21 protein-coding genes are annotated in these 25565 nt (G+C 38.1%); all 21 read left to right on the top strand.

Features of this window, described 5'->3' with window-relative positions:
• Nucleotides 1–12: 12 nt before the first annotated feature.
• Nucleotides 13–1989 (top strand): alpha-amylase family glycosyl hydrolase, encoded by a 1977-nt coding sequence (locus BPR_RS07595; protein ID WP_013280885.1) that lies wholly within the window; start codon nucleotides 13–15, stop codon nucleotides 1987–1989.
• A complete protein-coding gene (pepT, locus tag BPR_RS07590; protein WP_013280884.1) occupies nucleotides 1967–3211 on the top strand; it encodes a peptidase T in 1245 nt (414 codons plus the stop codon). The genes BPR_RS07595 and pepT overlap by 23 nt, the downstream gene beginning before the upstream one ends.
• Before the next feature lie 15 nt (nucleotides 3212–3226).
• Nucleotides 3227–4681, top strand: coding sequence for a tRNA (N6-isopentenyl adenosine(37)-C2)-methylthiotransferase MiaB (gene miaB / locus BPR_RS07585; RefSeq protein WP_013280883.1), 1455 nt, complete (start codon nucleotides 3227–3229; stop codon nucleotides 4679–4681).
• Between the two features lie 86 nt (nucleotides 4682–4767).
• Nucleotides 4768–7410 (top strand): DNA mismatch repair protein MutS, encoded by a 2643-nt coding sequence (gene mutS / locus BPR_RS07580; protein WP_013280882.1) that lies wholly within the window; start codon nucleotides 4768–4770, stop codon nucleotides 7408–7410.
• A complete protein-coding gene (gene mutL / locus BPR_RS07575) occupies nucleotides 7411–9411 on the top strand; it encodes a DNA mismatch repair endonuclease MutL (protein ID WP_013280881.1) in 2001 nt (666 codons plus the stop codon).
• Nucleotide 9412: 1 nt separating this feature from the next.
• Nucleotides 9413–10351 carry a tRNA (adenosine(37)-N6)-dimethylallyltransferase MiaA gene (gene miaA / locus BPR_RS07570; RefSeq protein ID WP_013280880.1) on the top strand — a complete coding sequence of 313 codons (939 nt, stop codon included), beginning with the start codon at nucleotides 9413–9415 and terminating at the stop codon, nucleotides 10349–10351.
• Nucleotides 10332–11627 carry a methionine gamma-lyase family protein gene (locus BPR_RS07565; protein ID WP_013280879.1) on the top strand — a complete coding sequence of 432 codons (1296 nt, stop codon included), beginning with the start codon at nucleotides 10332–10334 and terminating at the stop codon, nucleotides 11625–11627. Before miaA ends, BPR_RS07565 begins: the two co-directional genes overlap by 20 nt.
• Before the next feature lie 68 nt (nucleotides 11628–11695).
• Nucleotides 11696–12409, top strand: a complete 714-nt coding sequence (gene radC / locus BPR_RS07560; RefSeq protein ID WP_013280878.1) for a RadC family protein — start codon at nucleotides 11696–11698, stop codon at nucleotides 12407–12409.
• Between the two features lie 10 nt (nucleotides 12410–12419).
• The gene (locus tag BPR_RS07555) at nucleotides 12420–13424 is read left to right on the top strand and encodes a rod shape-determining protein (RefSeq protein WP_013280877.1); all 1005 of its coding nucleotides are present in this window, start codon (nucleotides 12420–12422) and stop codon (nucleotides 13422–13424) included.
• Nucleotides 13424–14293, top strand: coding sequence for a rod shape-determining protein MreC (mreC, locus tag BPR_RS07550; RefSeq protein ID WP_013280876.1), 870 nt, complete (start codon nucleotides 13424–13426; stop codon nucleotides 14291–14293). The genes BPR_RS07555 and mreC overlap by 1 nt, the downstream gene beginning before the upstream one ends.
• Before the next feature lie 10 nt (nucleotides 14294–14303).
• Nucleotides 14304–14828 carry a rod shape-determining protein MreD gene (gene mreD, locus BPR_RS07545; RefSeq protein ID WP_013280875.1) on the top strand — a complete coding sequence of 175 codons (525 nt, stop codon included), beginning with the start codon at nucleotides 14304–14306 and terminating at the stop codon, nucleotides 14826–14828.
• Complete coding sequence (locus BPR_RS07540) at nucleotides 14821–17679, top strand: penicillin-binding transpeptidase domain-containing protein (RefSeq protein WP_013280874.1); 2859 nt, start codon at nucleotides 14821–14823, stop codon at nucleotides 17677–17679. The genes mreD and BPR_RS07540 overlap by 8 nt, the downstream gene beginning before the upstream one ends.
• A gap of 21 nt (nucleotides 17680–17700) precedes the next feature.
• Nucleotides 17701–18825: an FtsW/RodA/SpoVE family cell cycle protein gene (locus BPR_RS07535; protein WP_013280873.1), complete on the top strand. Its 1125-nt coding sequence runs from the start codon at nucleotides 17701–17703 to the stop codon at nucleotides 18823–18825.
• A gap of 5 nt (nucleotides 18826–18830) precedes the next feature.
• Complete coding sequence (mgsA, locus tag BPR_RS07530) at nucleotides 18831–19226, top strand: methylglyoxal synthase (protein WP_013280872.1); 396 nt, start codon at nucleotides 18831–18833, stop codon at nucleotides 19224–19226.
• Complete coding sequence (locus tag BPR_RS07525) at nucleotides 19210–20175, top strand: D-alanyl-D-alanine carboxypeptidase family protein (RefSeq protein WP_143754274.1); 966 nt, start codon at nucleotides 19210–19212, stop codon at nucleotides 20173–20175. Before mgsA ends, BPR_RS07525 begins: the two co-directional genes overlap by 17 nt.
• 71 nt (nucleotides 20176–20246) lie before the next feature.
• A complete protein-coding gene (locus BPR_RS07520) occupies nucleotides 20247–20666 on the top strand; it encodes a hypothetical protein (RefSeq protein ID WP_013280870.1) in 420 nt (139 codons plus the stop codon).
• A gap of 105 nt (nucleotides 20667–20771) precedes the next feature.
• Complete coding sequence (locus BPR_RS07515; protein WP_013280869.1) at nucleotides 20772–22178, top strand: HlyD family efflux transporter periplasmic adaptor subunit; 1407 nt, start codon at nucleotides 20772–20774, stop codon at nucleotides 22176–22178.
• Between the two features lie 80 nt (nucleotides 22179–22258).
• Complete coding sequence (locus tag BPR_RS07510) at nucleotides 22259–22792, top strand: cell division protein SepF (RefSeq protein WP_013280868.1); 534 nt, start codon at nucleotides 22259–22261, stop codon at nucleotides 22790–22792.
• Between the two features lie 138 nt (nucleotides 22793–22930).
• Nucleotides 22931–24034, top strand: a complete 1104-nt coding sequence (aroB, locus tag BPR_RS07505; RefSeq protein WP_013280867.1) for a 3-dehydroquinate synthase — start codon at nucleotides 22931–22933, stop codon at nucleotides 24032–24034.
• 16 nt (nucleotides 24035–24050) lie between these two features.
• On the top strand, nucleotides 24051–24590 hold the full coding sequence (lspA, locus tag BPR_RS07500) for a signal peptidase II (RefSeq protein ID WP_013280866.1): 540 nt from the start codon (nucleotides 24051–24053) through the stop codon (nucleotides 24588–24590).
• Complete coding sequence (locus BPR_RS07495; RefSeq protein ID WP_013280865.1) at nucleotides 24590–25519, top strand: RluA family pseudouridine synthase; 930 nt, start codon at nucleotides 24590–24592, stop codon at nucleotides 25517–25519. The genes lspA and BPR_RS07495 overlap by 1 nt, the downstream gene beginning before the upstream one ends.
• The last annotated feature ends 46 nt before the right edge of the window (nucleotides 25520–25565 follow it).

Here is a 25565-nt window from a genome sequence, read left to right as displayed (position 1 = left end):
GGAGTATGAGAAATGAGCGGGAAGTTTGAAATCTGTAATGAGAAGCCATATCCTCTTGGCTGTTATATTGATTATGATAAGAGCCTTGTTGTCCGTGCAATTTTCACTGATAACAAGAAATGCGGTATAACGCTGTATAAATCTGACGGCGCCAGGATTATGGACAGCCTGAGCATTTCTTTTTCTAAATCTCTTAAGAGGGGAACTATTTATTCTGCAAGAATAAGAGGAATTAAGAACATAGATGAGTACGATTCCTACAATTATTACGCTGATGATGCTTATTTTTGCGATCCATATGCAAGGCATGTTATTGGCCTTGAGAAGTTTGGCGAAGATGTTCCTGACAATGAGATCAGAGCTAAACTCGATAATAAATCCCTTCAATCACATTCTGCATCATGTTTTGACTGGGAAGGGGATGTAAATCCTCTTGTTCCTTATGAGAACAGCTTTGTATATCTGCTAAATGTCAGGGGATATACTAAGAGTTCATCTAGCGGCGTTGCATCTGCAAGAAGAGGTACTTTTGGAGGAATCATAGATAAGCTTTCGTACCTTAAGGAACTTGGTGTTACTACACTTGAACTTATGCCTGCCTATGAGATGAATGAAGTTGAAAATCCTGTAAAAAAAGTATCAGGAAAAGGCAATAAGGTTGTATATTCCAAGGATGGAAGCCTTTTAAATGAAAAAGATATCTCCAAAAAGATAAATTTCTGGGGGTATAAAAAAGGTTTTTATTTCGCACCCAGAACATCATTCTGCGAATGTCCGTTTGACGCAGAAAACGAATTTAAGAATTTCATCAAGATTCTTCATAAGAATGGTATTGAAGTTATTATGCAGTTCTATTTTGATGAAAATGAGAATGAATCTCTTATCATAGATGCTTTGAGATTCTGGAGATGCACTTATCATGTTGATGGTTTTCATTTAAAGGGTGTAAGAGTTCCTATAAGACAGATAGTCAAGGAGCCTCTGTTTACAGATGCCAAGATATGGTATGACTGGTTTGATACCGGGGATATATACGGGACTGAAGCGCCTAATGACAGGGTTCTTGCGATATATAATAATTCCTTTATGTATGCCACAAGACGCTTTTTAAAGAGCGATGATAATACTGTTAATGACTTTTTGAAGGTTATGATCAGTAATGATAACAATAACGGCATTATCAATTACGTGTGTGACTATGAAGGTTTCAGACTTGCTGATCTTGTTGCTTATGAGCACAAGCATAATGAGGAAAACGGCGAGAATAACAAGGACGGAATAGACAATAATCTTAGCTGGAATTGCGGAATTGAAGGCCGTACCAGAAAGCATAATATTCTGGAGCTGCGCAAAAAGCAGATGAAGAACATTATGACTATGTTATTCATGGCACAGGGAACACCAATGATTTTTGGAGGAGAAGAATTCGGTAATTCCCAGGCAGGCAACAATAATCCGTATTGCCAGGATAATGAGATCGGATGGGTCGACTGGAAAGCTCTTGATAAGAATAAGGATTTTTACGATTATGTGAGATTTTTGATCGATCTTCGCTTTTCAAATGATTTCTTACATAACAGAAGACCTTTCAGACTTATGGATTATATTTCCTGCGGTTATCCTGATATGTCATGCCATGGAAAGGAAGCCTGGAGACCTGATCTTTCAGGTTACAGTCATGTACTGGGAATGTTGTATTGCGGCTTATATGAGAAGAGTAACGATTCTGATAAGCCTTTTATCTATGTGTGCTACAACATGCATTGGAACAGAACAGAATTTGCACTTCCCAAGTTACCTGAAGGGCTTAGATGGAGCCTTTTATCAGATACTGGAGTATATGAGGGAGTTAAGCTTTCTTCCCAAAATTCTGATTTTAATATATTAGGAGACAGGAGCGTCCGCATTTATATAAGCGAGACCGACCCTGATTATAAAAAGAGAAAAGAAACAGGGAGTAAGAAAAATGGCAAAAATAGACGTAATTGAAAAATTTCTCAGATATGTGAAAATAGACACTCAGTCTGATGATACAACAGGCACTTCTCCATCAACTATGAAGCAGCATGATCTTGCAAAGCTTCTTGCAGAAGAGCTTACACAGATAGGTGCTTCAGACGTTTATTATGATAAGGAACACTGTTATGTTTACGCCAGCATTCCTTCTAATCTTGATGATGGCAAGGATAGACCTGCTATCGGTTTTGTATCTCATATGGATACATCTGATGAAGTGAGCGGCAAGGATGTAAACCCCAGAATTGTAGAGAATTACGATGGCAAGGACATTGTCCTTAATGCTGATGAGAAGGTTGTTTTATCACCTAAGGATTTCCCGGAACTGTCTAATCACATTGGAGAGGATCTTATAGTAACAGATGGTACAACTCTTCTTGGAGCAGATGATAAGGCAGGAGTTTCTGAAATTATGACTATGGCAGAAACTCTTTTGATAAATCCTGATATCAAGCATGGCGAGATCAAGATAGCCTTTACTCCTGATGAAGAGATTGGCGCAGGAACGGCATTTTTTGATATTGATAAATTTGGAGCCAAATACGCTTATACTGTAGACGGCGGTAAACTTGGCGAACTTGAATATGAAAACTTTAATGCTGCTGAAGGTAATATTACAGTGCATGGCAGAAGCGTTCATCCCGGAGATGCCAAGAACAAAATGGTCAATGCAGCTCTTTTGTGCTATGAATTCCATTCACTTCTTCCGGCATTTCAGAATCCAATGTATACAGAGAAAAGAGAAGGCTTCTTCCATCTGACAGAGGTGAAAGGCGGAACTGAGAGCGCAACAGCCTCATATATCATCAGAGACCACGACGAGAAGCTTTTTGCAAAGAAAAAAGAATTGTTTATGGCTGCAGGTGATTTCCTTAACAAGAAGTATGGAGAAGGAACTGTTGATGTTGAGGTACATGATCAGTACTACAACATGATTGACAAGATCCGTCCTCATATGCATCTTGTTGATAATGCTAAGAAGGTTATGATCGAACTTGGCATTACACCTATTGATTCTCCTATCAGGGGAGGTACTGATGGAGCTGCTCTGTCATATAAGGGACTTCCATGTCCTAACCTTTGCACAGGCGGTTATAACTATCATGGTAAGTATGAATATGCTTCAATTCAGGAAATGAGGAAGGTAGTAGATATTCTTCTTGGAATTGTTAATGCATATGGAATTGATTATTAAGAAAGAGTTTTTGTAATGAATAAAGAAATAAATATATTAAATAGTAACAGAAATGACATCACAGATGCAGAGAGTCTTCGTCAGCTAGAGTTTATTGAGAAGGCCAGAGACTATGTCTCCGACAAGGAAAAAGAGCTTGGAAGAAAACTTACAGCCTGTGTTGTAACCTTTGGCTGCCAAATGAATGCGAGAGATTCTGAGAAGCTTCTTGCCATTCTGCGACTTGTGGGTTATGAAGAATCTGAATCTGAGAATGCGGATTTTGTAATATATAATACCTGTACTGTAAGAGATAACGCAGACCAGAGAGTTTATGGAAGGCTTGGTGCCTGCAGTAATTTCAAAAAGAAAAATCCTCATATGAAGATTGCTCTTTGCGGATGCATGATGCAGGAACAGACTGTTATTGAGAAAATCAAAAAGAGCTATAGATTTGTTGATCTTATTTTTGGTACACACAACATCTATAAATTTGCTGAGCTTTTATGCACTTGCCTTGAATCTGACAGAATGATAATTGATATCTGGAAAGAGACAGACAAGATTGTTGAAGATCTTCCTGTACTTCGTAAGTATCCTTTTAAGTCCGGTGTCAATATCATGTTTGGATGCAATAATTTCTGTACTTACTGCATCGTTCCGTATGTAAGAGGACGTGAGAGGAGCAGATCTCCAAGAGATATAGTCAGAGAGTGTGAGAAGCTTGTGGCTGATGGAGTTAAGGAAGTTATGCTTCTGGGACAGAATGTTAATTCCTATGGCCTTGATTTTAAGGATGATGATCCTAATAAGATCAGCTTCCCTGAGCTTCTTGAAGAAGTTTGCAAGGTAGAAGGCCTTGAGAGAATCAGATTTATGACTCCTCATCCCAAGGATTTTTCTGATGAACTGTTAGATGTTATTGAGAGAAATCCCAAGATTGCAAGACACATTCATCTACCTCTTCAGTCAGGCAGCACAGAAATCCTTCGCCGCATGAACAGGAAGTATACCAAGGATTCATATCTTGCACTTGTAGATAAGATCAGGACCAAACTTCCTGATGTTGCAATTACAACAGACATCATCGTAGGATTCCCGGGGGAAACACCTGCGGATGTTGACGAGACAATAGATGTAGTTGAGAAGGCTTCTTTTGATAATGCCTTTACCTTTATATATTCCAAGAGAACAGGCACTCCTGCTGCCGGGTTCCCAGATCAGGTTCCTGAAGAGGAAGTTAAAGAGAACTTTGACAGACTGTTAAAGGTCGTTCAGGAGACTGCCAGAAAGCAGTCTGAGAAGCTTACAGGAGTTACTGAGAAGGTTCTTGTTGAAAGTGTCAATGAACAGGATTCCAGCCTTGTTACCGGAAGACTTAGTAATAATACACTTGTCCATTTCCCGGGAGATGAATCACTCATTGGCGAAATGGTAGATGTTAAATTGGCTAATTGCCACGGATTCTATTTTACAGGGGAAAGAGTCTGATAATTATAAATTGAGTTACAAGGGGAATTTTTGTTGTGGAGAGCAGCGCTACTTTTGATACGGTTGATATAGAAAAAGTATCACCCATGATGCAGCATTATCTGCAGACCAAAAAGGAAAACAAGGACTGTATCCTTTTTTACAGATTAGGGGATTTCTATGAGCTCTTTTTTGACGATGCCAAGGTGGCATCCAAGGAGCTTGAACTTACACTTACAGGAAAGGCCTGTGGCCTTGAGGAAAGGGCTCCTATGTGCGGAGTTCCTTTTCATGCCGTGGATTCTTATCTGACCAAGCTTGTGGGACGAGGCTATAAGGTTGCCATCTGTGAGCAGACAGAGGACCCTAAGCTTGCAAAAGGGATAGTCAAGAGAGAAGTAACAAGGATAGTTACTCCCGGCACTAACCTCAATATGCAGTCTCTTGAGGAAACCAAGAACAATTACATCATGAGTATTCTGTATTCGCCTGATAATATTGGAATTTCAATAGCTGATGTTACTACAGGTGATTATTACCTGACAGAGGTTGATTCTCTCAGAGAAGCTCTTGATGAAATTGGCAAGTATATGCCATCAGAGATTATTTGCAATGAATCTTTTTCTGTAAGCGGGGTTGATATGGAAGATCTTCGCGACAGAATGCAGATATTTGTTAATCAGCTTGAATCAAGATATTTTGATGAGGATAGCAGCAAAAAGCTTCTTATGAAGCATTTTAAAGTTTCTTCTCTTATAGGTCTTGGCGTCGATGATTTTCCAAATGGAGTAGTTGCTGCAGGAGCTCTTTTACAATATCTGATAGATATGCAGAAATCAGATGTTGGTAATATTACTCACATATATCCTTATCTTGCCAGCAAATATATGCTTCTGGACAGCTCTACAAGAAGAAATCTTGAACTTGTAGAGACTATGAGAGACAAGCAAAAGAGAGGTACTCTTTTGTGGGTACTTGATAAGACCAAGACAGCTATGGGGGCAAGAACTCTTAGAAGCTTTATCGAGCAGCCGCTTATAGACAGAAATGAAATCTTAAAGAGACAGAGCGCTGTTGAAAGTCTTGTTAAGAATGTAGTCAGCAGAGAAGAGATACGAGAGTATCTTGGCCCGATTTATGATCTTGAAAGACTTATGTCCAAGATAATATATAAGACTGCTAATCCAAGGGATCTTCTTGCTTTTAGAAATTCAATCAGTATGATCCCCGCGATCAAGACGGCTCTTTTAGATGTTCAAAGTGATGCAGAACTTTCAGCACTTGAGGATAATCTTGATGCCTTAAGAGATATATATGAACTTATAGATCAGGCAATAGTTGAGGAACCGCCTCTTGCAATCAAAGAGAGCGGTATCATCAAGGAAGGCTTTGATGCTGATATAGATCATTTCAGGGAAGCGGGCACTAACGGTAAGACCTGGCTTGCTGAGATGGAAGAAAGCGAAAAAGAGAAAACAGGAATTAAAAATCTCAGGATCAAATACAGCAATGTCTTTGGCTATTCCTTTGAGGTTACCAATTCCTTCAAGGACAAAGTGCCTGAATACTTTATCCGTAAGCAGACTCTTACTAACTGTGAGAGATATACGACTCCTGAACTCAAGGAACTTGAGGACACTATTTTAAATGCTCAGGATAAGCTTAATAATCTTGAATATGAGATGTTCTGCAAGATCAGAGACTCTATTGCTCTTGAAATTGACAGAATACAGACTACAGCCAAGGCTATAGCTCTTCTTGATGTTTATGCTTCACTTGCTTATGTGGCTGAGAAAAATCACTATGTTAAGCCATCTATAAATGAAAAGGGAATTATAAATATCAAAGAAGGCAGACATCCTGTTGTTGAGAGAATGCTTGATACTTCTGATATGTTCATATCGAATGATACATATCTTGATAATAAAAAGCACTGCATTTCAATTATCACAGGGCCTAATATGGCTGGTAAGTCTACCTATATGAGACAGACTGCACTTATAGTTCTCATGGCTCAGATAGGAAGCTTTGTTCCTGCTTCCAAGGCTGATATATGCGTTGTTGACAGAATATTTACCAGAGTTGGTGCAAGTGATGATCTTGGAAGTGGTCAGTCCACTTTCATGGTTGAGATGAATGAGGTTGCTAATATCCTTAGAAATGCTACTCCAAATTCACTCCTGATCCTTGATGAGATAGGCCGAGGAACAAGTACTTATGATGGGCTTGCCATAGCCTGGGCTGTTACTGAGCACATCAGTAACAGGAAGATTCTTGGGGCCAAGACCTTGTTTGCTACTCATTATCATGAGCTTACAGAGCTTGAAGGCAAGATGGATAATGTCAATAACTACTGCATCGCTGTTAAGGAAAATGGCGATGATATTGTCTTTTTACGTAAGATAGTCAAGGGCGGCGCTGATAAGAGTTATGGTATTCAGGTTGCCAAGCTTGCCGGCGTTCCTGATATGGTAATTGACAGAGCCAAGGAAATTGTTACAGAACTTACGGACAATGACATTACTGAGAAAGTTCAGAGCATTGCCCGTGAAAATAAAAATGATAAAAAGGTTAAAGTTAAACACTACGATGAAGTAGATACCCATCAGATGTCTTTATTTGACACCGTGACGGATGAAGATGTACTTAAGAGGCTTCAGGAGATCGACATTACGACACTGACGCCAATGGATGCTTTAAATACGCTTTACAAATTACAAAGTGACTTAAAGAACAGGTGGAAAAGCTAAATGGCCTTTATAAATGAGCTTGATAAAAATACTATAGATCAGATTGCTGCAGGTGAAGTTGTTGAGAGGCCTGCAAGCGTAGTCAAGGAGCTAGTAGAGAATGCAATAGATTCCGGTGCTACAGCCGTTACTGTTGAGATAAAGGGCGGCGGTATCGATATGATACGAGTTACAGACAATGGAAGCGGAATCGAAAAGAGCCAGATCCGCAAGGCTTTTAAGAGGCATGCCACAAGTAAGCTTAAAAATATAGATGATCTTTTCAGTATTCATTCTCTTGGATTCAGAGGTGAAGCTCTGTCAAGTATTTCTTCGGTAGCTCAGGTAGACTGTATTACCAAAACCAAGGATGATCTTACGGGAACAAGGTATTCAATTAACGGCGGTGAGGAAGCCGGAATGGATGAGATTGGTGCCCCCGACGGAACAACTTTTATTATCCGCAATCTCTTTTACAATACACCTGCCAGAAAGAAGTTCCTTAAGACTCCTCAGACAGAAGGAAGTTATATTGGTGATGTTATGGAGCATCTTGCTCTTGATAATCCCACTATTTCTTTCCACTATATCAATAACAAGGATGATAAGTTCTCTACATCAGGAAACGGAGACCTCAAGGAACTGATATACAGAATTTATGGAAGAGATGTTAGCGTAAGCGTCAGACCGATCAGTGCTTCCGACCACGGAATTACGGTAGAAGGGTATCTTGGAGAACCTACACTTAACAGATCAAACAGAAATTTTGAGATTTTCTTTGTAAATGGAAGATATGTCAAGGATAAGATCATCTCCAAAGCCTTGGAAGAAGGGTACAAACAGTATCTTATGATGCATAAGTTCCCTTTTGCAATTCTTCATATCAGAATGGACCCTTCCATGGTGGATGTTAATGTTCATCCCGCCAAGCTGGAAGTCAGGTTTAATAACCAGGCGCTTTTATATGATTTTATTAAAACAAGCGTAGAAAATGTACTTAGTGCTCAGGAAATGATTCCGGATGCTCTTTTATCAAGTAAGGATGATGAGAAGGCTTCAGAGGCTAACGGCGCCAATTCTTTATCTTCAACAGCAAGCACTTCGGGCTTAGCTCCTGAAAAAGTGCATGCGCATGAAACTGAAAAGCCTTCAAACAGACCTGCTCCTCAGCCATTTGAAAGAGTAAGATTTGAAGAAAACAAAGTGGCTGAAAGTGAACCTGTTTATGCAACCGGGGTTAAAGAAAAGCCAATTAAGATAGAAGACGTCAACAAATCAGCTGTATGGACCAGAATATTTGGAGATCTGGATGGCTCCAAGGCAGAGAAAAACGATAGACCTTCATCTATAATCAAGCAACAGGATGCAATTGTTGTAGAAAAAAAGCCTGTTCAGTTGAACCTTTTTGATGAAAAGGTTCTCACAAAAGAAAATGTCAAAGAATATGAAATTCTTGGACAGATTTTTGGAACATACTGGATAATTGGATTTAAGGATAAAATGTTTATGGTTGATCAGCATGCAGCTCATGAGAAGGTCAACTATGAGAGAATGATGAAAAGATATAAATCCGGCGACATTTTATCTCAGATGGTGAATCCGCCTGTAATAGTTACACTTTCTGCTGCCGAAGAAGAAATCTTCCTTGAATACAGGCAGTATTTTGAAAAGCTTGGATTTAATATTGAGAACTTCGGCGGCCATGAATATGCAATGAGAGCTATTCCTGTAGATCTTTTTGGCTGTGATAATGAAAAAGAAATGTTCCAGGAAATTCTTGATGAACTGTCACATGAGACTAGTTTGGACAGAACCCCTGATGTGATCAATTATAAGATCGCAAGTATGGCTTGCAAGGCTTCTGTTAAAGGCAATACCAGGATGACCACTCAGGAAATGGAAGCGCTTCTTGATGAACTTCTCAAGTTGGATAATCCGTATAACTGTCCTCATGGCAGACCTACGATTATCTCTATGAGTAAATATGAGATTGATAAGAAGTTTAAGAGAGTAGTTGAATAATATGCAGAAACTTATAGTTCTCACAGGTCCGACAGCAGTCGGAAAATCAAAACTATCAATAGAGCTTGCAAAGAGACTTGGCGGAGAGATAATCTCCGCTGATTCTATGCAAGTCTATAAATATATGAATATTGGAACAGACAAGATAAGCCCTGATAAAATGGACGGAGTCAGACATCACCTGATTGACTTCCTAGAGCCTACTGAGGATTTTAATGTTTTTTCTTTTCAGAAGCTTGTAAAAGAAGCTATTGCTGATATTTCATCAAGGGGTAAGGTGCCTATTATCGTTGGTGGTACAGGCTTTTATATACAGGCTGTTTTGTATGATATTGATTTTACTGAGACTGATGAAGATGACAGCTATAGACATATTTTGGAAGAAAGAGTAAAAACAGAGGGAGTTCATGCTCTTCACGAGGAATTAAGGGCGGTTGACCCTGTTTCTGCTGATATGATCCATGAGAATAATTCAAAGAGAGTGATAAGAGCTTTGGAGTATTTTCATAAGACAGGAAGACCTATTTCAGAGCATAATGAGGAGCAGCACCAGCGCCTATCACCATACGATTTTAGATATTTTGTATTGACAGATGAGAGAAAAACGCTATACTCACGCATAGACAAAAGAGTAGATCAGATGATCGAAGATGGTCTTGTCGATGAGGTCAAATCACTTGAAAAGTACAATATTCCAAGAGCTGCTACTTCCATGCAGAGTCTTGGATACAGGGAAATATTGGGCTATCTGGACGGCGAATATGATCTTGAAAGAGCTATATATCTGATCAAGCTTAATACAAGGCATTTTGCAAAGAGACAGCTCACCTGGTTCAGACGAGAAAAAGATGTTATTTGGATCGACAAGAATGAGTTTGATCACAACGATGAATTAATTTTGAAAGAGATGATTAGGATTTATGAAGAAGGAAATGTATAAGGCAATTGGAATATCTGACGCTGTATTTGAGTATGGCGAGAGGATTCTTTCTGGTCTTGAAGAGAGATTTAAAAAGATTGATGAAAATGCTGAGTATAATCAGCTTAAGGTTTTGAAGGCAATGCAGGATAACAAGGTCAGTGAGGCATGCCTTCTTGGAACAACAGGATATGGATATAACGATATAGGTAGAGAGAAACTTGAGGCTGTATACGCTTCAGTTTTCCATACAGAGGATGCACTTGTGAGACCGCAGATCACATGTGGGACTCATGCGCTCGCTCTTGCACTGATGAGTAACCTTCGCCCGGGAGATATGCTTTTTTCACCGGTTGGAAAACCTTATGATACCCTTGAAGAGGTCATCGGTATCAGACCTTCAAAGGGTTCACTTGCTGAATATGGTGTCAGCTATACTCAGGTAGATCTTCTTGAGGATGGATCTTTTGATTTTGATAATATCAGAAAGACTTTACTTGAGAACTCTAATATCAAGCTTTGTACTATACAGAGATCTAAAGGATACCAGACAAGACCAACTCTTTCTGTAGTCAGAATCGGAGAGCTCATCTCTTTTATTAAATCAGTTAAAAAAGACGTCATATGTATGGTAGACAATTGCTATGGCGAATTTGTTGATATTAAAGAGCCGTCAGATGTTGGAGCCGACATGGTTGTTGGTTCACTTATCAAAAATCCGGGTGGCGGACTTGCTCCTATCGGCGGATATATTGCAGGAACAAAAGAATGTGTAGAAAATGCTGCATTCAGGCTTACTTCTCCAGGACTTGGAAAGGAAGTCGGAGCTTCACTTGGAATTCTCCCACAGTTTTATCAGGGATTTTTCCTCGCTCCTACAGTTACAGCATCGGCCCTTAAAGGAGCTATTTTTGCTGCAAATATCTATGAGAAGCTTGGCTTTGATGTTTGTCCTAATGCAACTGAAGACAGACATGATATTATTCAGGCTGTGACTTTTGGAAGAGCAGATGGCGTTATTGCTTTTTGTCAGGGCGTTCAGGCCGCTGCTCCTGTTGATTCCTTTGTTTCACCTGAACCTTGGGATATGCCTGGATATGATGCACAGGTTATTATGGCTGCCGGAGCTTTTGTATCAGGTTCTTCTATCGAGCTGTCAGCCGATGGACCTATTAAGGAGCCATATTCGGTATTTTTCCAGGGAGGTCTTACATGGCCTCATGCTAAACTCGGTATTCTCAAGACTCTTCAGAGTCTGGTTGATGCAGGAATAGTGTCAGAATCTTGTTTAAACTGATATTAGTATGTTAAAATATAAAGTGGTCTTTTTCTGATTGTCTGGAGTATTATATCGGAAGGAGATCAATGAGATCATTTAATGCATTACTTACAGAGAGTTCTGCGAACAGGGAATGTTTTCCCTATGAGAGGTTTCTGGCTTATGGGCCTGAAAGCCTTACTGATACAGAGCTTCTGGCTATTATTATCAGAACCGGCAGCAATTGTAATTCACCGGTAGATATAGCCGGGCAGATAATGGACTTGGGAATAGGCAAGGAGAAGGGCCTTAACTCCTTATTTTCCCTGACACTGGATGAACTTATGAGCATCCATGGTATTGGGCAGATCAAGGCAGTCAAGCTTAAATGTATAGCAGAAATTGCCAAGAGGATGTCTTCACAGACAAGAGGTGAGCTTTTAAATTGCAACAATCCTTCTGATGTGGCAGATTATTTTATGGAGAAACTAAGACATGAAGAGCAGGAGAAAACGATTCTTTTATGTCTTGATAATAAGCTTAATCTTATTGAGGAATGTCTATTATCGATAGGAACCGTTAATTCTGCAAGTTTATCGCCTAGAGATGTATTTATGCGTGCACTTAAGTGTGGGGCATCAAATATAATTCTTTTACACAATCATCCTACTGGAGATCCGTCTCCAAGCAAGGCTGATGTTATAGTAACCAACAAGATCAGTGAATCGGGTATTATGCTTGATATCAGATTACAAGATCATATCATAATAGGAGACAGGTCATATTGCAGTCTTAGGGAAAAAGACTTGCTATGGCAATAAGGAGGACGTTTTGGGTAATATTTTTGGAATCGATCTTGGTACCAGCAACATCAAGATTTACAACAGAGATGAGGATTCTCTTACAGTTGAGAAGAATATGATTGCTATTGAGAATAAGACTAATGTCTTTGCATATGGCAATTCAGCTTATGAAATGTATGAGAAGGCTCCTGATAAGATTAAGATTTCTTATCCTCTTAACAGTGGAGTAATTGCTGATATTGAACATATGGAGACACTTGTAAGACTCTTTTTGACAGATCAGATGAAGGGCTCTGTTAAGCCTTGTGAGGTTTATATTGCTGTTCCTAAGGATGTTACAGAAGTTGAGAGAAGAGCTTTCCATGATCTTATCAATGATGCCGGAATTAAGGCCAAGAAGATCATGATGGTCAAGAAGCCACTTGCAGACGGACTTGGAATGAATGTTGATGTTATGAATTCTCAGGGTGTTCTTGTTGTTAATGTTGGTTATGATACAACTGAGATTTCTATCTTGTCTCTTCGTGGAATAGTTGTCAGCAAGCTCATCAAGGTTGGTGGCAAAAAGTTTGACGAATCTATCAGAAACGTGATACGTAAGGAATTCGGCCTTCTTATTGGTGAGAAGACTTCAGAAGCTGTTAAGATTTCTCTTAAGGATCTTGAAAAAGAGGGCAAGGATGCTGTTGTGTACGGAAGAGATATCGTAACAGGACTTCCTGTTGAGCGTAAGATTCCTACAGATCTTCTTAATCAGGCTCTTATCGAGAACTTTGATGCTATTTTGGATAACATTAAAGCTGCGCTTGAGAAGACCCCGCCGGAACTTGCTGCTGATATTTTCAAGCATGGATTATATCTTACAGGTGGCGCTTCACAGGTTTGCCATCTCGCACAGAGACTTAGTAATGGTGTCGGACTTAACGTTAATATTGCTGAAAATCCAGTAGGATCAGGAGCACTTGGTCTTGCCAAGATCATTAAGGAAGACCAGTATAAAGCTCTTGCATATGGTATTGAAGAGGATAAATAATGAGTCCCATTGTCAAGAGAAGAGGAGAAGCGTTTACATTACCAAGTAAATATCTCCTCTTTATTTTAACTATATTGTGTACAGGTATGATCATCATCACCTTTAACACTAATCTTTTTACAGGCCCGCTTAATTCTTTTGCAGGCATTTTTGTTGTGCCATTTCAAAAAGGGATAACTACAGTCGGAACATATCTTCGTAATACTACAGATAAACTTTCGTCAATAACACAGCTTCTTGATGAAAATGAGAAGCTCAAAAACCAGATTGATGAACTTACAATTGCAAATACTACTCTTGAACAGGAAAAATACGAGCTCATTGAACTGCGCAACATGTATCAGCTTGATGATCCATATGAAAAATATGAGAAGATAGGCGCCCGTATCATCGCCAAGGATGCTGGCAACTGGTATCATTCTTTTGTAATTGACAAAGGTTCTGATGATGGTCTGGCTATTGATATGAATGTTATTGCCAATGGAGCTTTGGTAGGCCGCATAATTGACGTTGGTCCCGATTGGGCCAAGGTTCAGTCTATTATTGCTGATAATGCTTCTGTAAGTGGCATGGTTTTATCTTCATCAGATAATCTGATCGTATCAGGCGACCTTGAATTATACAGGCAGGGACTTATAAGGTTTTCCAAGCTTGTTGACGATGTAGACAAGGTCAGCATTGGAGATAAGATTGTAACTTCTAATATTAGTGATAAATATCTTCCTGGTATTTTGGTAGGGTATATATCAACTATAGATGATGACTCCAATAATCTTACTAAATCAGGTACTATGACACCTGCAGTAGATTTTGAGCATCTGAATATTGTTCTTGTTCTTCTCGAACTCAAGAAAAATGTAACGAATTAAGGATTATTAAATGAATATAAGGCGTTTTTTAACCAACTTTATATTGGTGCTTGTATCATTTATATTACAGACTACTGTTTTTCGGGCTCTGGATTTTGGAGATACTGCGCCAAATCTTTTAATGATTGTTGTAGCAGCCTCAGGCTTTATAAAAGGAGACAAATCCGGCCTTATCATGGGCTTTTTTAGCGGACTTTTGGTTGATATTTTCTTTGGTACTTACTTAGGCTTTTTTGCCCTTATCTATATGTATCTGGGATTTATTGTCGGTAAGTTTCATGAAGTATTTTTCTCTCAGAATATAGTCATTCCTATCGTTTTCATTACAGTAGCGGACTTTTTGTTTGGGTTTATATGCTATGTACTTATGTTCCTGTTTAGAACTAAATTTGATATTGGCTATTACATGCTGAATGTTATCTTACCTGAAATGGTATATACAGCAATTATAGCTATTTTCTTTTACCCATTTATTCTGTATCTGAACAACAGAATTGATGAAAGAGAGCAAAGGAGCGCCAAGAAATTTGTTTAATGAGATTAAAGAAGCTGTAATTAAGTTCATAACTTCAAGAGCAGTCATAATCTGTGGTGTTCTGATCTGTCTGGCTTCTATTATGGTTTACAGGCTTTTTTCTTTGCAGATCATTAATGGAGAGTATTATCTTGACACATTTAAACTCAGGATTAAGAAAGAAAAAAGTATTGCTGCTACCAGAGGAAATATATATGACAGAAATGGCAAGCTTCTTGCTTATAATGAGCTAGCAAACTCAGTTACCATAGAAGACGTTTATAAATCAGGCAGAGGTAAAAATAAGTCTATCAACACAACTCTTAACAGACTTATTGATATTATTGAAGATAATGGAGACTCTGTTGATCAGGACTTCAAAATAGTTCTTAATGAAAATAATGCTTATGAATATACTGTTGAAGGAAATGCTCTTTTAAGGTTCCTTGCAGATGTTTATGGCAGATCAAGCGTAAATGACCTCAAATACGAAGAAAAGACCAAGACAGCAACGGAAGTTGTAGATGATATGTGCAAGAGCTTTGGCATCGGGGATTATGAGGATCCGGATGATTCATCAACGTTTGTACCAAGAATGAACTATTCAAATGACAGGGCTCTTAAGGTACTTAATATCAGATACAACATGAGTACTAACAGTTATCAAAAATATATTGATACTACTGTAGCTTCTGATGTCAGCGATCAGACAGTTGCAGATGTAATGGAGAATGCTGATACACTCGACGGAGTTTCAATTGAAGAGAACACAGCTCGTAAATATGTTGATTCTGTATATTTTTCTCAGATTCTTGGTTATACAGGTAAAGTATCTGAGGATGAACTTTATGAACTTCAGCAGATTGACAGTAATTATGGAATAAATGACACTGTTGGTAAATCAGGTATTGAACAGGCTATGGAGAGCGTTCTTCAGGGAACAAAAGGTTCAGAGACCGTTTATGTTGATAATACCGGTCAGGTAATTGAAACCAGTAATTATGTCGATTCTGTAGCCGGAAATGATGTTTATCTTACTATTGACAAGGACCTGACAGAGGCCTGCTATAACATTATTGAGCAGTCCCTTGCCGGAATTCTTGTTTCTAAGATACAGAATATTAAAACGTATACATTTACTGAGACATCCAGCTCCAGTAATATTGTTATTCCAATTTACGATGTATATTATGCTGTTTTTGATAACAATATAGTTGATGTTAACCATTTTTCTGCGGATGATGCCGGTACTAATGAGAAAGCAGTATACAATTCGTTTATTTCCAAAAATGAATCTGTTATAGCTGAAATTAGGGCTGAGCTTGGTGAAAAGAAAACAAGCTATGACAAATTATCCAAGGAATACCAGTGGTATATGAGCCATATTGCAGCCAATCTCTACAACGCTGGAATTCTTGATTCATCCAAGGTTGACAGAGAAGATGCTACATACATAGCCTGGACAAATGACGAAACTATTTCACTGGCAGAGTATCTGAAATATGCAATTGCTATGAACTGGATTGATGTATCCAAGTTAAGTATTGATAATCAGTACGCTGATTCTGAAGAAATATTTAATCAGATAACTGAGTATATTGTTTCTTCTTTAGCCGATGATGCTGAGTTTAAGACAAGGCTTTACAAATATCTTTTACTGGATGGATATATATCAGGTTCACAGGTTTGCGATATTCTGATTGAACAGAATGCAATTCATGTTGACGAGGAAGAGCTTGAATTATGGCAAAGAGGTGGAGAGTCAGCTTATGCGTTTATGATAAATCGTATATCAAATCTTGACATTACACCTGCGCAGCTTGCACTTGACCCTTGTACCGGATCTATGGTCATTACGGACGTTAACACCGGAGATATACTTGCTCTTGTATCATATCCCGGATATGACAATAATATGATGGCTAATGGTGTAGATGCCGAGTATTATGCTAAACTTCGTCAGGATAATTCAAATCCGCTTTATAATTATGCTACGCAGCAGAAAACCGCTCCGGGATCTACATTTAAGATGGTTTCTTCTACGGCGGGCCTGATGGAAGGCGTTATAACTACGGATTCAGTAATTTATTGCGGTGGTATTTTTGATAAGACTGATAATCCTCCCAGATGTTGGATTTACCCAAGAGGACATGGAGGACTTAATGTTACCGGAGGAATCAGAAATTCCTGTAACTGTTTCTTTTACGAAGTGGGTTACAGACTAGGAATAGATGGTGAAAGCTATTCTCCTGATATTGGTCTTGAGAAACTAGCTAAATATGCTGATTTATATGGACTTTCTGAAAAATCAGGTATTGAAATTGCTGAATCTGAGCCTCAGGTTTCAGACATGGATGCTGTAAGATCTGCTATTGGACAGGGTACCAACTCATATACTACAGTTGGTCTTGCCAGGTATGTTACAACTGTTGCTAACAGCGGAACATGCTATAACCTGACTCTTATTGATAAAACCACTGATTCAAATGGCAACCTTCTTGAAGAATATTCTGCTCAGGTCAGAAATATTATTGATATGCCTCAGTCTTATTGGAATGCTATACATACCGGAATGAGACAGGTGGTTCAGGACAAGGCTTATTATTCTAATCTTGGTGTTGCTGTAGCTGGTAAGACCGGAACAGCTCAGGAATCCAAGAGTAAGCCAAACCATTCTCTTTTTGTATGTTATGCGCCTTATGAGAGGCCAGAGATTGCAATTGCTACCAGAATTGCTAATGGTTATACATCAAGTTATGCTGCTCAGATCACTAAAGATGCGCTTTCTTACTACTTTGAGCTTAGAGATGAGGATGAAATCATATCCGGAACAGCTCAGACTCTTCAGGATGGTGCAACTAATGCTGATTAAAGAGTTTGGAGAAATATTTAGATGATAAAAAAATATAAGATCATAGATTACGATTTCGCCCTTGTGATCATGGTCATGGCTCTTACAACAATAGGAATAATGGCTATTAATTCAGCAGATCCTTCTTCAAGGAACAAACAGATTGCCGGTTTTGCACTTGGAGTAGTAATGATGGTATTTATCTCGCTTCTTGATTACCTTCTGCTGGTTAAGCTTTATATCCTGTTTTATATAGGCAATGCTGTTTTGCTTGCGCTTGTTTTATCCCCCCTTGGTAGCAGCACAAATGGAGCTCAGAGATGGATCAATCTCTTTGGTATCACTTTTCAGCCTTCAGAGGCAGCTAAAATATTATTGATTTTATTTTATGCTCAGTTTATTATGAAATATAAGGACCGAATCAAATCCTTTGGTTTTGTTCTTATATGTCTTGCGCTTCTTGCATTGCCGCTAGCGCTGATTGCGATGCAGCCAGACCTATCAACCTGTATCATGGTTATGATGATTTTTTCTTCAATAATGTTTGTTGCAGGTATTAGCTGGAAGATTGTCGTTGCTGTTCTTTCAATAGCGATTCCATCCGCTTTGTTTGTTATTTATAATGCAGTACAGGGTGAGAGCAGTATTCTTCATGAGTACCAGCAGAGACGAATCCTTGCCTGGCTTCATCCGGAAGATTATGCCAATTCTGATGCTTATCAGACGCTTAATTCTATGATGGCAATTGGGTCCGGACAGTTATATGGCAAGGGATATAATACAAACGAGATCAGTTCAGTATTAAACGGAGGATTCATTTCCGAATCGCCTACAGACTTTATTTTTACAGTAATTGGTGAGGAATTTGGATTTGTCGGAGCGTGTATTGTTATAGTACTCATACTGGCAATTTCTATAGAGTGTTTTATGATCTCCATGAGAGCCAGAAACAGGGCCGGAGAGATTATTGCCGCAGGTGTTGGAGCCTGGATTGGTTTTCAAGGCTTTATCAATATCGGAGTTGCTACCGGAGTTATTCCTAATACCGGTATTCCGCTTCCGTTTGTAAGTTATGGTTTGACTTCACTTCTTAGTTCCTATATGGGAATAGGTTTTGTATTAAATGTAAGACTACAGAGTAACAAGTACTATTTGGGGAGGGTATAAGTTAGATGAATATAGCACTTATAGCACATGACGCCAAGAAGAAACTTATGCAGAATTTCTGTATAGCATACAGAGGAATCCTTAGTAAAAATGATTTATATGCCACAGGTACTACCGGCAGACTTATTGAGGAAGTTACAAATCTTTCTGTTCACAAATATCTGGCCGGACATCTTGGTGGCGCACAGCAGCTTGGAGCTGCAATTGAACACAATGAAATTGACCTTGTGATATTTTTGAGAGATCCTCTCACTGTTAAATCTCATGAGCCTGATGTTAATAATGTTATGACATTATGTGATATGCATAATATACCTGTAGCAACGAATCTTGCTTCAGCAGAATTATTGATCAAATCACTTGACAGAGGGGACCTTGAGTGGCGTGAAATGTACAAATAAAGCTATTGGAGTAATAGCTTCTCTATTAATTGTAATTTTAAATATAACGGGATGTGCGGGTGCTTCAACAGCAGCCGGATATTCCGTTAATTCTTTTTTATCTGATGACCAGATATCCATGAACTATCCTACTTATGCTTCAGATCTGTGTGTAGTTAATTCTGATATAGGAAACGATAATTCATCTATAACAGATTCTGTTAGCGCAGGACTTTTTGACTTGACTAACAGGGAAACTCTTTTTGCACAAAATGTTAATGATAGAGTAATGCCTGCAAGTCTTACCAAGGTTATGACTGCATATGTTGCTCTCAAGTATGGCAGTTTGGAACAAGTTCTTGTTGCAGGCTCAGATGTTTATGTCAATGAAAGCGGTGCTCAGAAGATTGGGCTTAAGGAAGGGGATAGAATGACTCTGGACCAGGCCTTGCATATTCTTTTGATATATTCGGCTAATGACGTAGCTAATCTTATCGCATCTAATATCAGTGGATCTATTGAGGAGTTTGTTAATACGATGAACGCTGAGGCATATGCTATAGGTGCAACTAAGACACATTTTGAAAATCCAAATGGCCTTACCAGTGATGAACACTATGTTACTGCCTATGATATGTATCTGATATTTAATGCTGCTATGCAATATGATACATTCAGTGAGATCATCAATATGAACAGCTATACAACATCCTATATCGACGCAACAGGAGCATCCAAGGATGTAGATATTTCCAATACTAATGGCTTTTTGACAGGTGCTAAACCGGTTCCTTCAGGCGTTACAGTTATTGGTGGTAAAACAGGTACTACTCAGGCTGCAGGCCATTGCCTTATTCTGCTTGCAAGAGATACAGCAGGAAATCCTTACATTGCAGTAATCATGCGTGATACAGACAGCGGTACACTTTATAATGATATGGCACAATTGTTGAATGAAATCGTTAATTAAGGTTGTCTTTTAATAACCAATAACATATAATTAATATATCAATAAATTCTTGCTTGCAGGAGGGTATGCCAATGGTTCAGTTAATTGTTGGGAAAAAGGGTAAAGGAAAGACCAAATGCTTATTGGATAAGGTTAATACTGAGGTTAAGAACGTTCTTGGTAGTATAGCCTTTCTTGATAAGAACACCAAGCACATGTATGAGCTTAATAACAAGATTCGTTTAATTGTTGTATCAGATTTTATGATCTCAAATGCCGATGAATTCATAGGCTTCGTAAGTGGTATTATTTCTCAAGACCATGATCTCCAGCAGATGTATTTTGATAGTTTCCTTAAGATTTCTTGCCTTGAAGGTAAGGATATTACTGAGACTATTGATAAACTTGATAAGCTTTCCGAGAAGTTTAATATTGATTTTGTACTCAGCCTTTCAATGGATGAGGCAGAGGTTCCAGAAGCCGTTAAATCAAAGATTGTTATTTCTCTTTGATAGTATTTTTGAATTGAGTATTGCGATAAGCCGCGGAAATCCGCGGCTTATCTTTTGCATGAGTTATCTTTTAAAATAAATTTTGCAATAAAAGGTTGGGGGAAGATGGCACAGGAGAAATATCCAAAAGTAACTAAATATCCCAAGAATCTGAATAATATAAATATTGGTGTTGTTTTCTTTGCTGTCATTGGCATTTACATCATTATCAGTGTTATTTCTTATTTCAGAAAAGAACATATTGTTGGTTATGAGGTTCAGGAAGGTTCTCTTTCTACCAATAATATTTACGAGGCAATAGCATTAAGAGATGAAGAAATAGTTGAGAGCGATACTGCTGGATATGTTAATTATTTTGCTGCAGAAGGGGGCAGAGTCGCTGTTGGAAACCTTGTTTATACAGTGGACGAATCTGGGCAGCTTCTCGAATTTCTCAAGTCTCAAGGTTCGGATGAAGTTTTTTTGAGTGATGAAGATCTGAGTGAATTGCGTTCTCAGATTGTTGACTTTAGTTCTTCTTTTGATGAGCATGATTTTTATACTGTCTATGATTTTAAAGTCGGCCTGGACGGTACTGTTCAGAAATTATCAAATAATTCTATTTTAAATAATATCAGTACTCTGAATTCCGGTAATTCTGCTTTGCAGTCTATTAATTACAAGTATGCGGGAGATACTGGAATTGTTATATATTCTACGGACGGATATGAGAGTCTTACACCTTCTGATCTTAAGGCAGAAATGTTTGATAGCAGTTCTTATTCTAAGAATCAGCTGATCAATAATGCTTTGGTTAAAGCCGGGGATCCTGTTTATAAGCTTTGTACAAATGAGGAATGGTCAATAGTTATCAGAGAAGATGATCCTGATAAAGTTCAGGAAATGGTTGACAGCGGGTATATAAAAGTCAGATTTCTCAAAAACCAGAATGAATCCTGGGGTAAGGTTTCTACAGTTAGTAATCCTGAAGGCGATACCTTTGTTGTTCTTACTTTTACCAATTCTATGATTACATTTTGCAGGGACAGAATTCTTAGCGTTGAACTGATTTCAGAAGATGAAAAAGGGCTAAAGATTCCAAACTCTGCTGTTTCAAATAAGAGTTTTTACCTAATACCTAAGGCTTATGTTATCAAGAATAATGATAATACAAGCGGAGTTTTACGTAACAAATTTGATGAACAGGGAAATGAGACATCTGAGTTTGTAAATATCACGATTTATAACGAAAATGATACGGAGTATTATGTAGATATGGATGAGCTTAGGTCAGGAGATACACTGATCATGCCTGATTCCAATGAAAGATTCGCTGTTGGCAAGCAGGATACGCTTGTAGGTGTTTATAATATCAATAAAGGTTATCCTGATTTTAGACAGATTCGAATATTGTATCAGAATGACGAATACTCTATTGTTAAGTCTAATACGATGTATGGGTTAAGTGTTTATGATTATATCGTTCTGGATGTAAATGCAGTAGATAATGCAGGAGAAGCTGATAGTCAATAAATTTGACATTTTATGTAATATTAAGTTAAAATAATAGTTGGTTTTTTGTTGGGAAAATTAGTCACGAGGAGTATATTAGTATGAGCGTAATGGATAAGTTTTTAAAGGCAATTCAGCTTAATGGGGATGATGATAGTGGTTACTATGACGACTACGATGATAGCTATGATAATGCCACTTCCAAGATAGAGTCTATTAACAGTTCTGCTCCAATCGGAAAAGACGATCCTAGTATAGAAATACCGGAAGAGAAGACCAAGAAGCTTTCTCCTAAGGTTATTCCTGCAAGATCCAAGAAATCAATGAGTTCAGCAGGTATGGAGGTTTGTGTTATCAAACCTACTTCAGTTGAGGATGGCAGAGAGATTACAGATACTTTGCTCGCTAATCGTACAGTAGTTCTTAATCTCGAAGGATTAGACGTAGACATTGCACAGAGGATCATTGACTTCACATCAGGCTCTACATATGCTATTTCAGGTAATCTTCAGAAGATTTCAAGATACATTTTTATAATTACTCCGGCTTCTGTTGATATTTCCGGTGATTTCCAGTCAATGCTCAATGGTGCATTTGGCGGTGGAGTTTCTGATGGGCCTCAGCAGATAAACTGATATTATCATGAATATTAGGCTGTTGACTTAAAGTAAATGGTCAACAGCCTCTTTTGTATTACAGCGCTGTCACTATGAGCTTTGTCAGGTGGGATGGCTGTGATTATATTATTTATATAGATTACGGAGACATTTATTGTGAGTGGATTATTGACAATTAATTATGATAAAAAACCTTGTTACAACATAGTTTTTGATACTTCTTTTGATGGGCTTTCAGATTCTGTAGCGGAGCTTGGTTTTAATGGCAGAAAGATAGCAGTTATTACAGATAGTAATGTTAAACCTCTCTATGGGGATGAGGTTGTAAGTATATTAAAGAGCGTTTCTGATAAGGTGTTTATATATGAAATACCTGCAGGAGAGAATAACAAGAACCTAAGTGAGATAAACAAAATATATAGTTTTCTTATTAAAAATCATTTTGACAGACACGACCTTTTGGTAGCGCTTGGAGGCGGAGTAGTTGGTGATATGACTGGTTTTACAGCTGCTACATATCTTAGAGGTATCTCTTTTATCCAGATACCTACTACACTTTTAGCTCAAACTGACAGCAGCATTGGTGGGAAAACCGGAGTTGACTTTGATGGTTACAAGAATATGATTGGTGCTTTCCATATGCCAAGTCTTGTTTATACCAATATTTCTACGCTTAATACATTAAGTGACAGACAATTTGCTTCAGGATTTGCTGAGGTTATGAAACACGGTCTTATCAAGGATCAGAATTTTTATACATGGCTTATTGAGAATATGTATGAGATCAGCGATAAGGATCAGGATGTAACTCTTGAGATGATAAGACGCAGCTGTGAGATCAAAAAGGCTGTTGTAGAAAAAGATCCTACTGAAAAAGGCGGCAGAGCTCTATTAAACTTTGGTCATACAATTGGACATGCCATTGAAAAAGCCAAGAATTTCGAACTTTTACATGGTGAATGTGTGGCTCTTGGTTGTGTTGCTGCTGCATTTATGTCCTGGAAAAAAGAGTTGATTTCTATGGAAGAATATTATGAAATCAGGGATATGTTTGTTCCATTTAATCTTCCTATATCCATTGAGGACATAGATCCTGAAGAGGTTATCAGGTTAACTAAGTCTGATAAGAAGTCTGACAGTAATAAAATTAGATTTATTCTCTTAAAGGGCATAGGAAAAGCTTTCATCACCACCGACATTACAGATGAAGATATGAAAAAGGCTCTTGATGAGATTATCTATATTGAGAATAATGATTAAGTAAAGGATATATTTGATGAATAAGATTTCAAAAAAGAAAAAGATTTTTTTGGCAGTTGATGCATTTTTGATACTTTTACTGGTTTTCCTTGACCAGTTTACCAAGCACCTGGCAGTAGTTCATTTACAGGATAAACCTGCATATAAAATTATTAGTGGTGTTCTTGAGCTTAATTTTCTCAAGAATTCCGGAGCAGCTTTTGGCATGCTTCAGAATCAGAAAGTATTCTTTGTATTGGTTGCAATAATTATTCTTTTGATCATTGGCTATGTATTATTTAGACTACCTGATGATAAGAAATATAATATTCTGCATATTCTTCTTGTTTTCATTGCGAGTGGAGCTGCAGGAAACATGATAGACAGGATCAAAAATGATTATGTAGTAGATTTCATTTACTTCGTGCTTATCAATTTCCCGATTTTTAATGTTGCTGATATATATGTTACCGTGGCAACTTTTGTATTTGTCTTTTTATTCCTTTTTTATTATAAGGAAAGTGATTTTAATTTCTTGAGCTTTAAACAGCACAACAAATTTAGGGAATTTAAGTAATGGAATCAAAAAGTGAATTTTTTGAGTTTATCGTAACAGATGAATATGATGGAATGAGAATTGACAAGCTTATAAGCGAGTTGATTGATTCACTTTCCAGAACTTATATCAAGAAGCTTATTGATGATAAAAAAGTAAGCTGTAATGGTAAAGTAGTTAAGGCCAGCTTCCATGTGTCTGAAAATGACGAGATAGTAATGGAGATTCCCCCTATTGAGATACCACAGATACTTCCTCAGGATATCCCACTTGATATTATATACGAGGATAACGATGTGGTTGTTGTAAATAAGCCCAAGGATATGGTGGTTCATCCTGCTGCCGGTCATTACAAAGATACTTTGGTAAATGCCATTATGTATCATTGTAAAGATAATCTTTCAGGTATTAATGGCGTTATGAGACCCGGAATAGTACATAGAATTGATAAGGATACAACCGGGTCAGTAATTATTTGTAAAAATGATAATGCACATCAGTCTATTGCTGAGCAGCTCAAAGAGCATTCCATAAATAGGGTGTATCATGCTATATGCTATGGAGTGATAAAAGAGGATGAAGGAGATGTAACAGCTCCTATAGGCCGTAGTGTTAACGACAGGAAAAAGATGGCTGTAGTTCCAGGCGGCAAATATGCGTCGACGCACTACAGAGTTTTGAAACGCTTTCCTGAAGATGGATTCACATATATAGAATGTAAACTGCAGACCGGAAGAACCCATCAGATAAGAGTTCACATGTCCCACATTGGTCATCCACTTTTGGGAGATGAGGTGTATGCATCGGGCAGACATTCTAAGTTTAAGACAAATGGTCAATGCCTTCATGCCAAAACACTTGGTTTTATACATCCTGTAAGTGGTGAATATATTGAAACAGATGCTCCGCTTCCGGAATATTTTAATCATTTGCTCAATGTTCTTAAATAAGATAAAATAATATTAGAAAAAGCGTCTATTATTGCTTAAAAGGGGT

It is taken from the genome of Butyrivibrio proteoclasticus B316 (assembly GCF_000145035.1).
Lineage (GTDB): Bacteria > Bacillota > Clostridia > Lachnospirales > Lachnospiraceae > Butyrivibrio > Butyrivibrio proteoclasticus.
The sequence above is the reverse complement of the archived record's forward strand: the minus strand, read 5'-3'. Positions and strand labels throughout refer to the sequence as shown.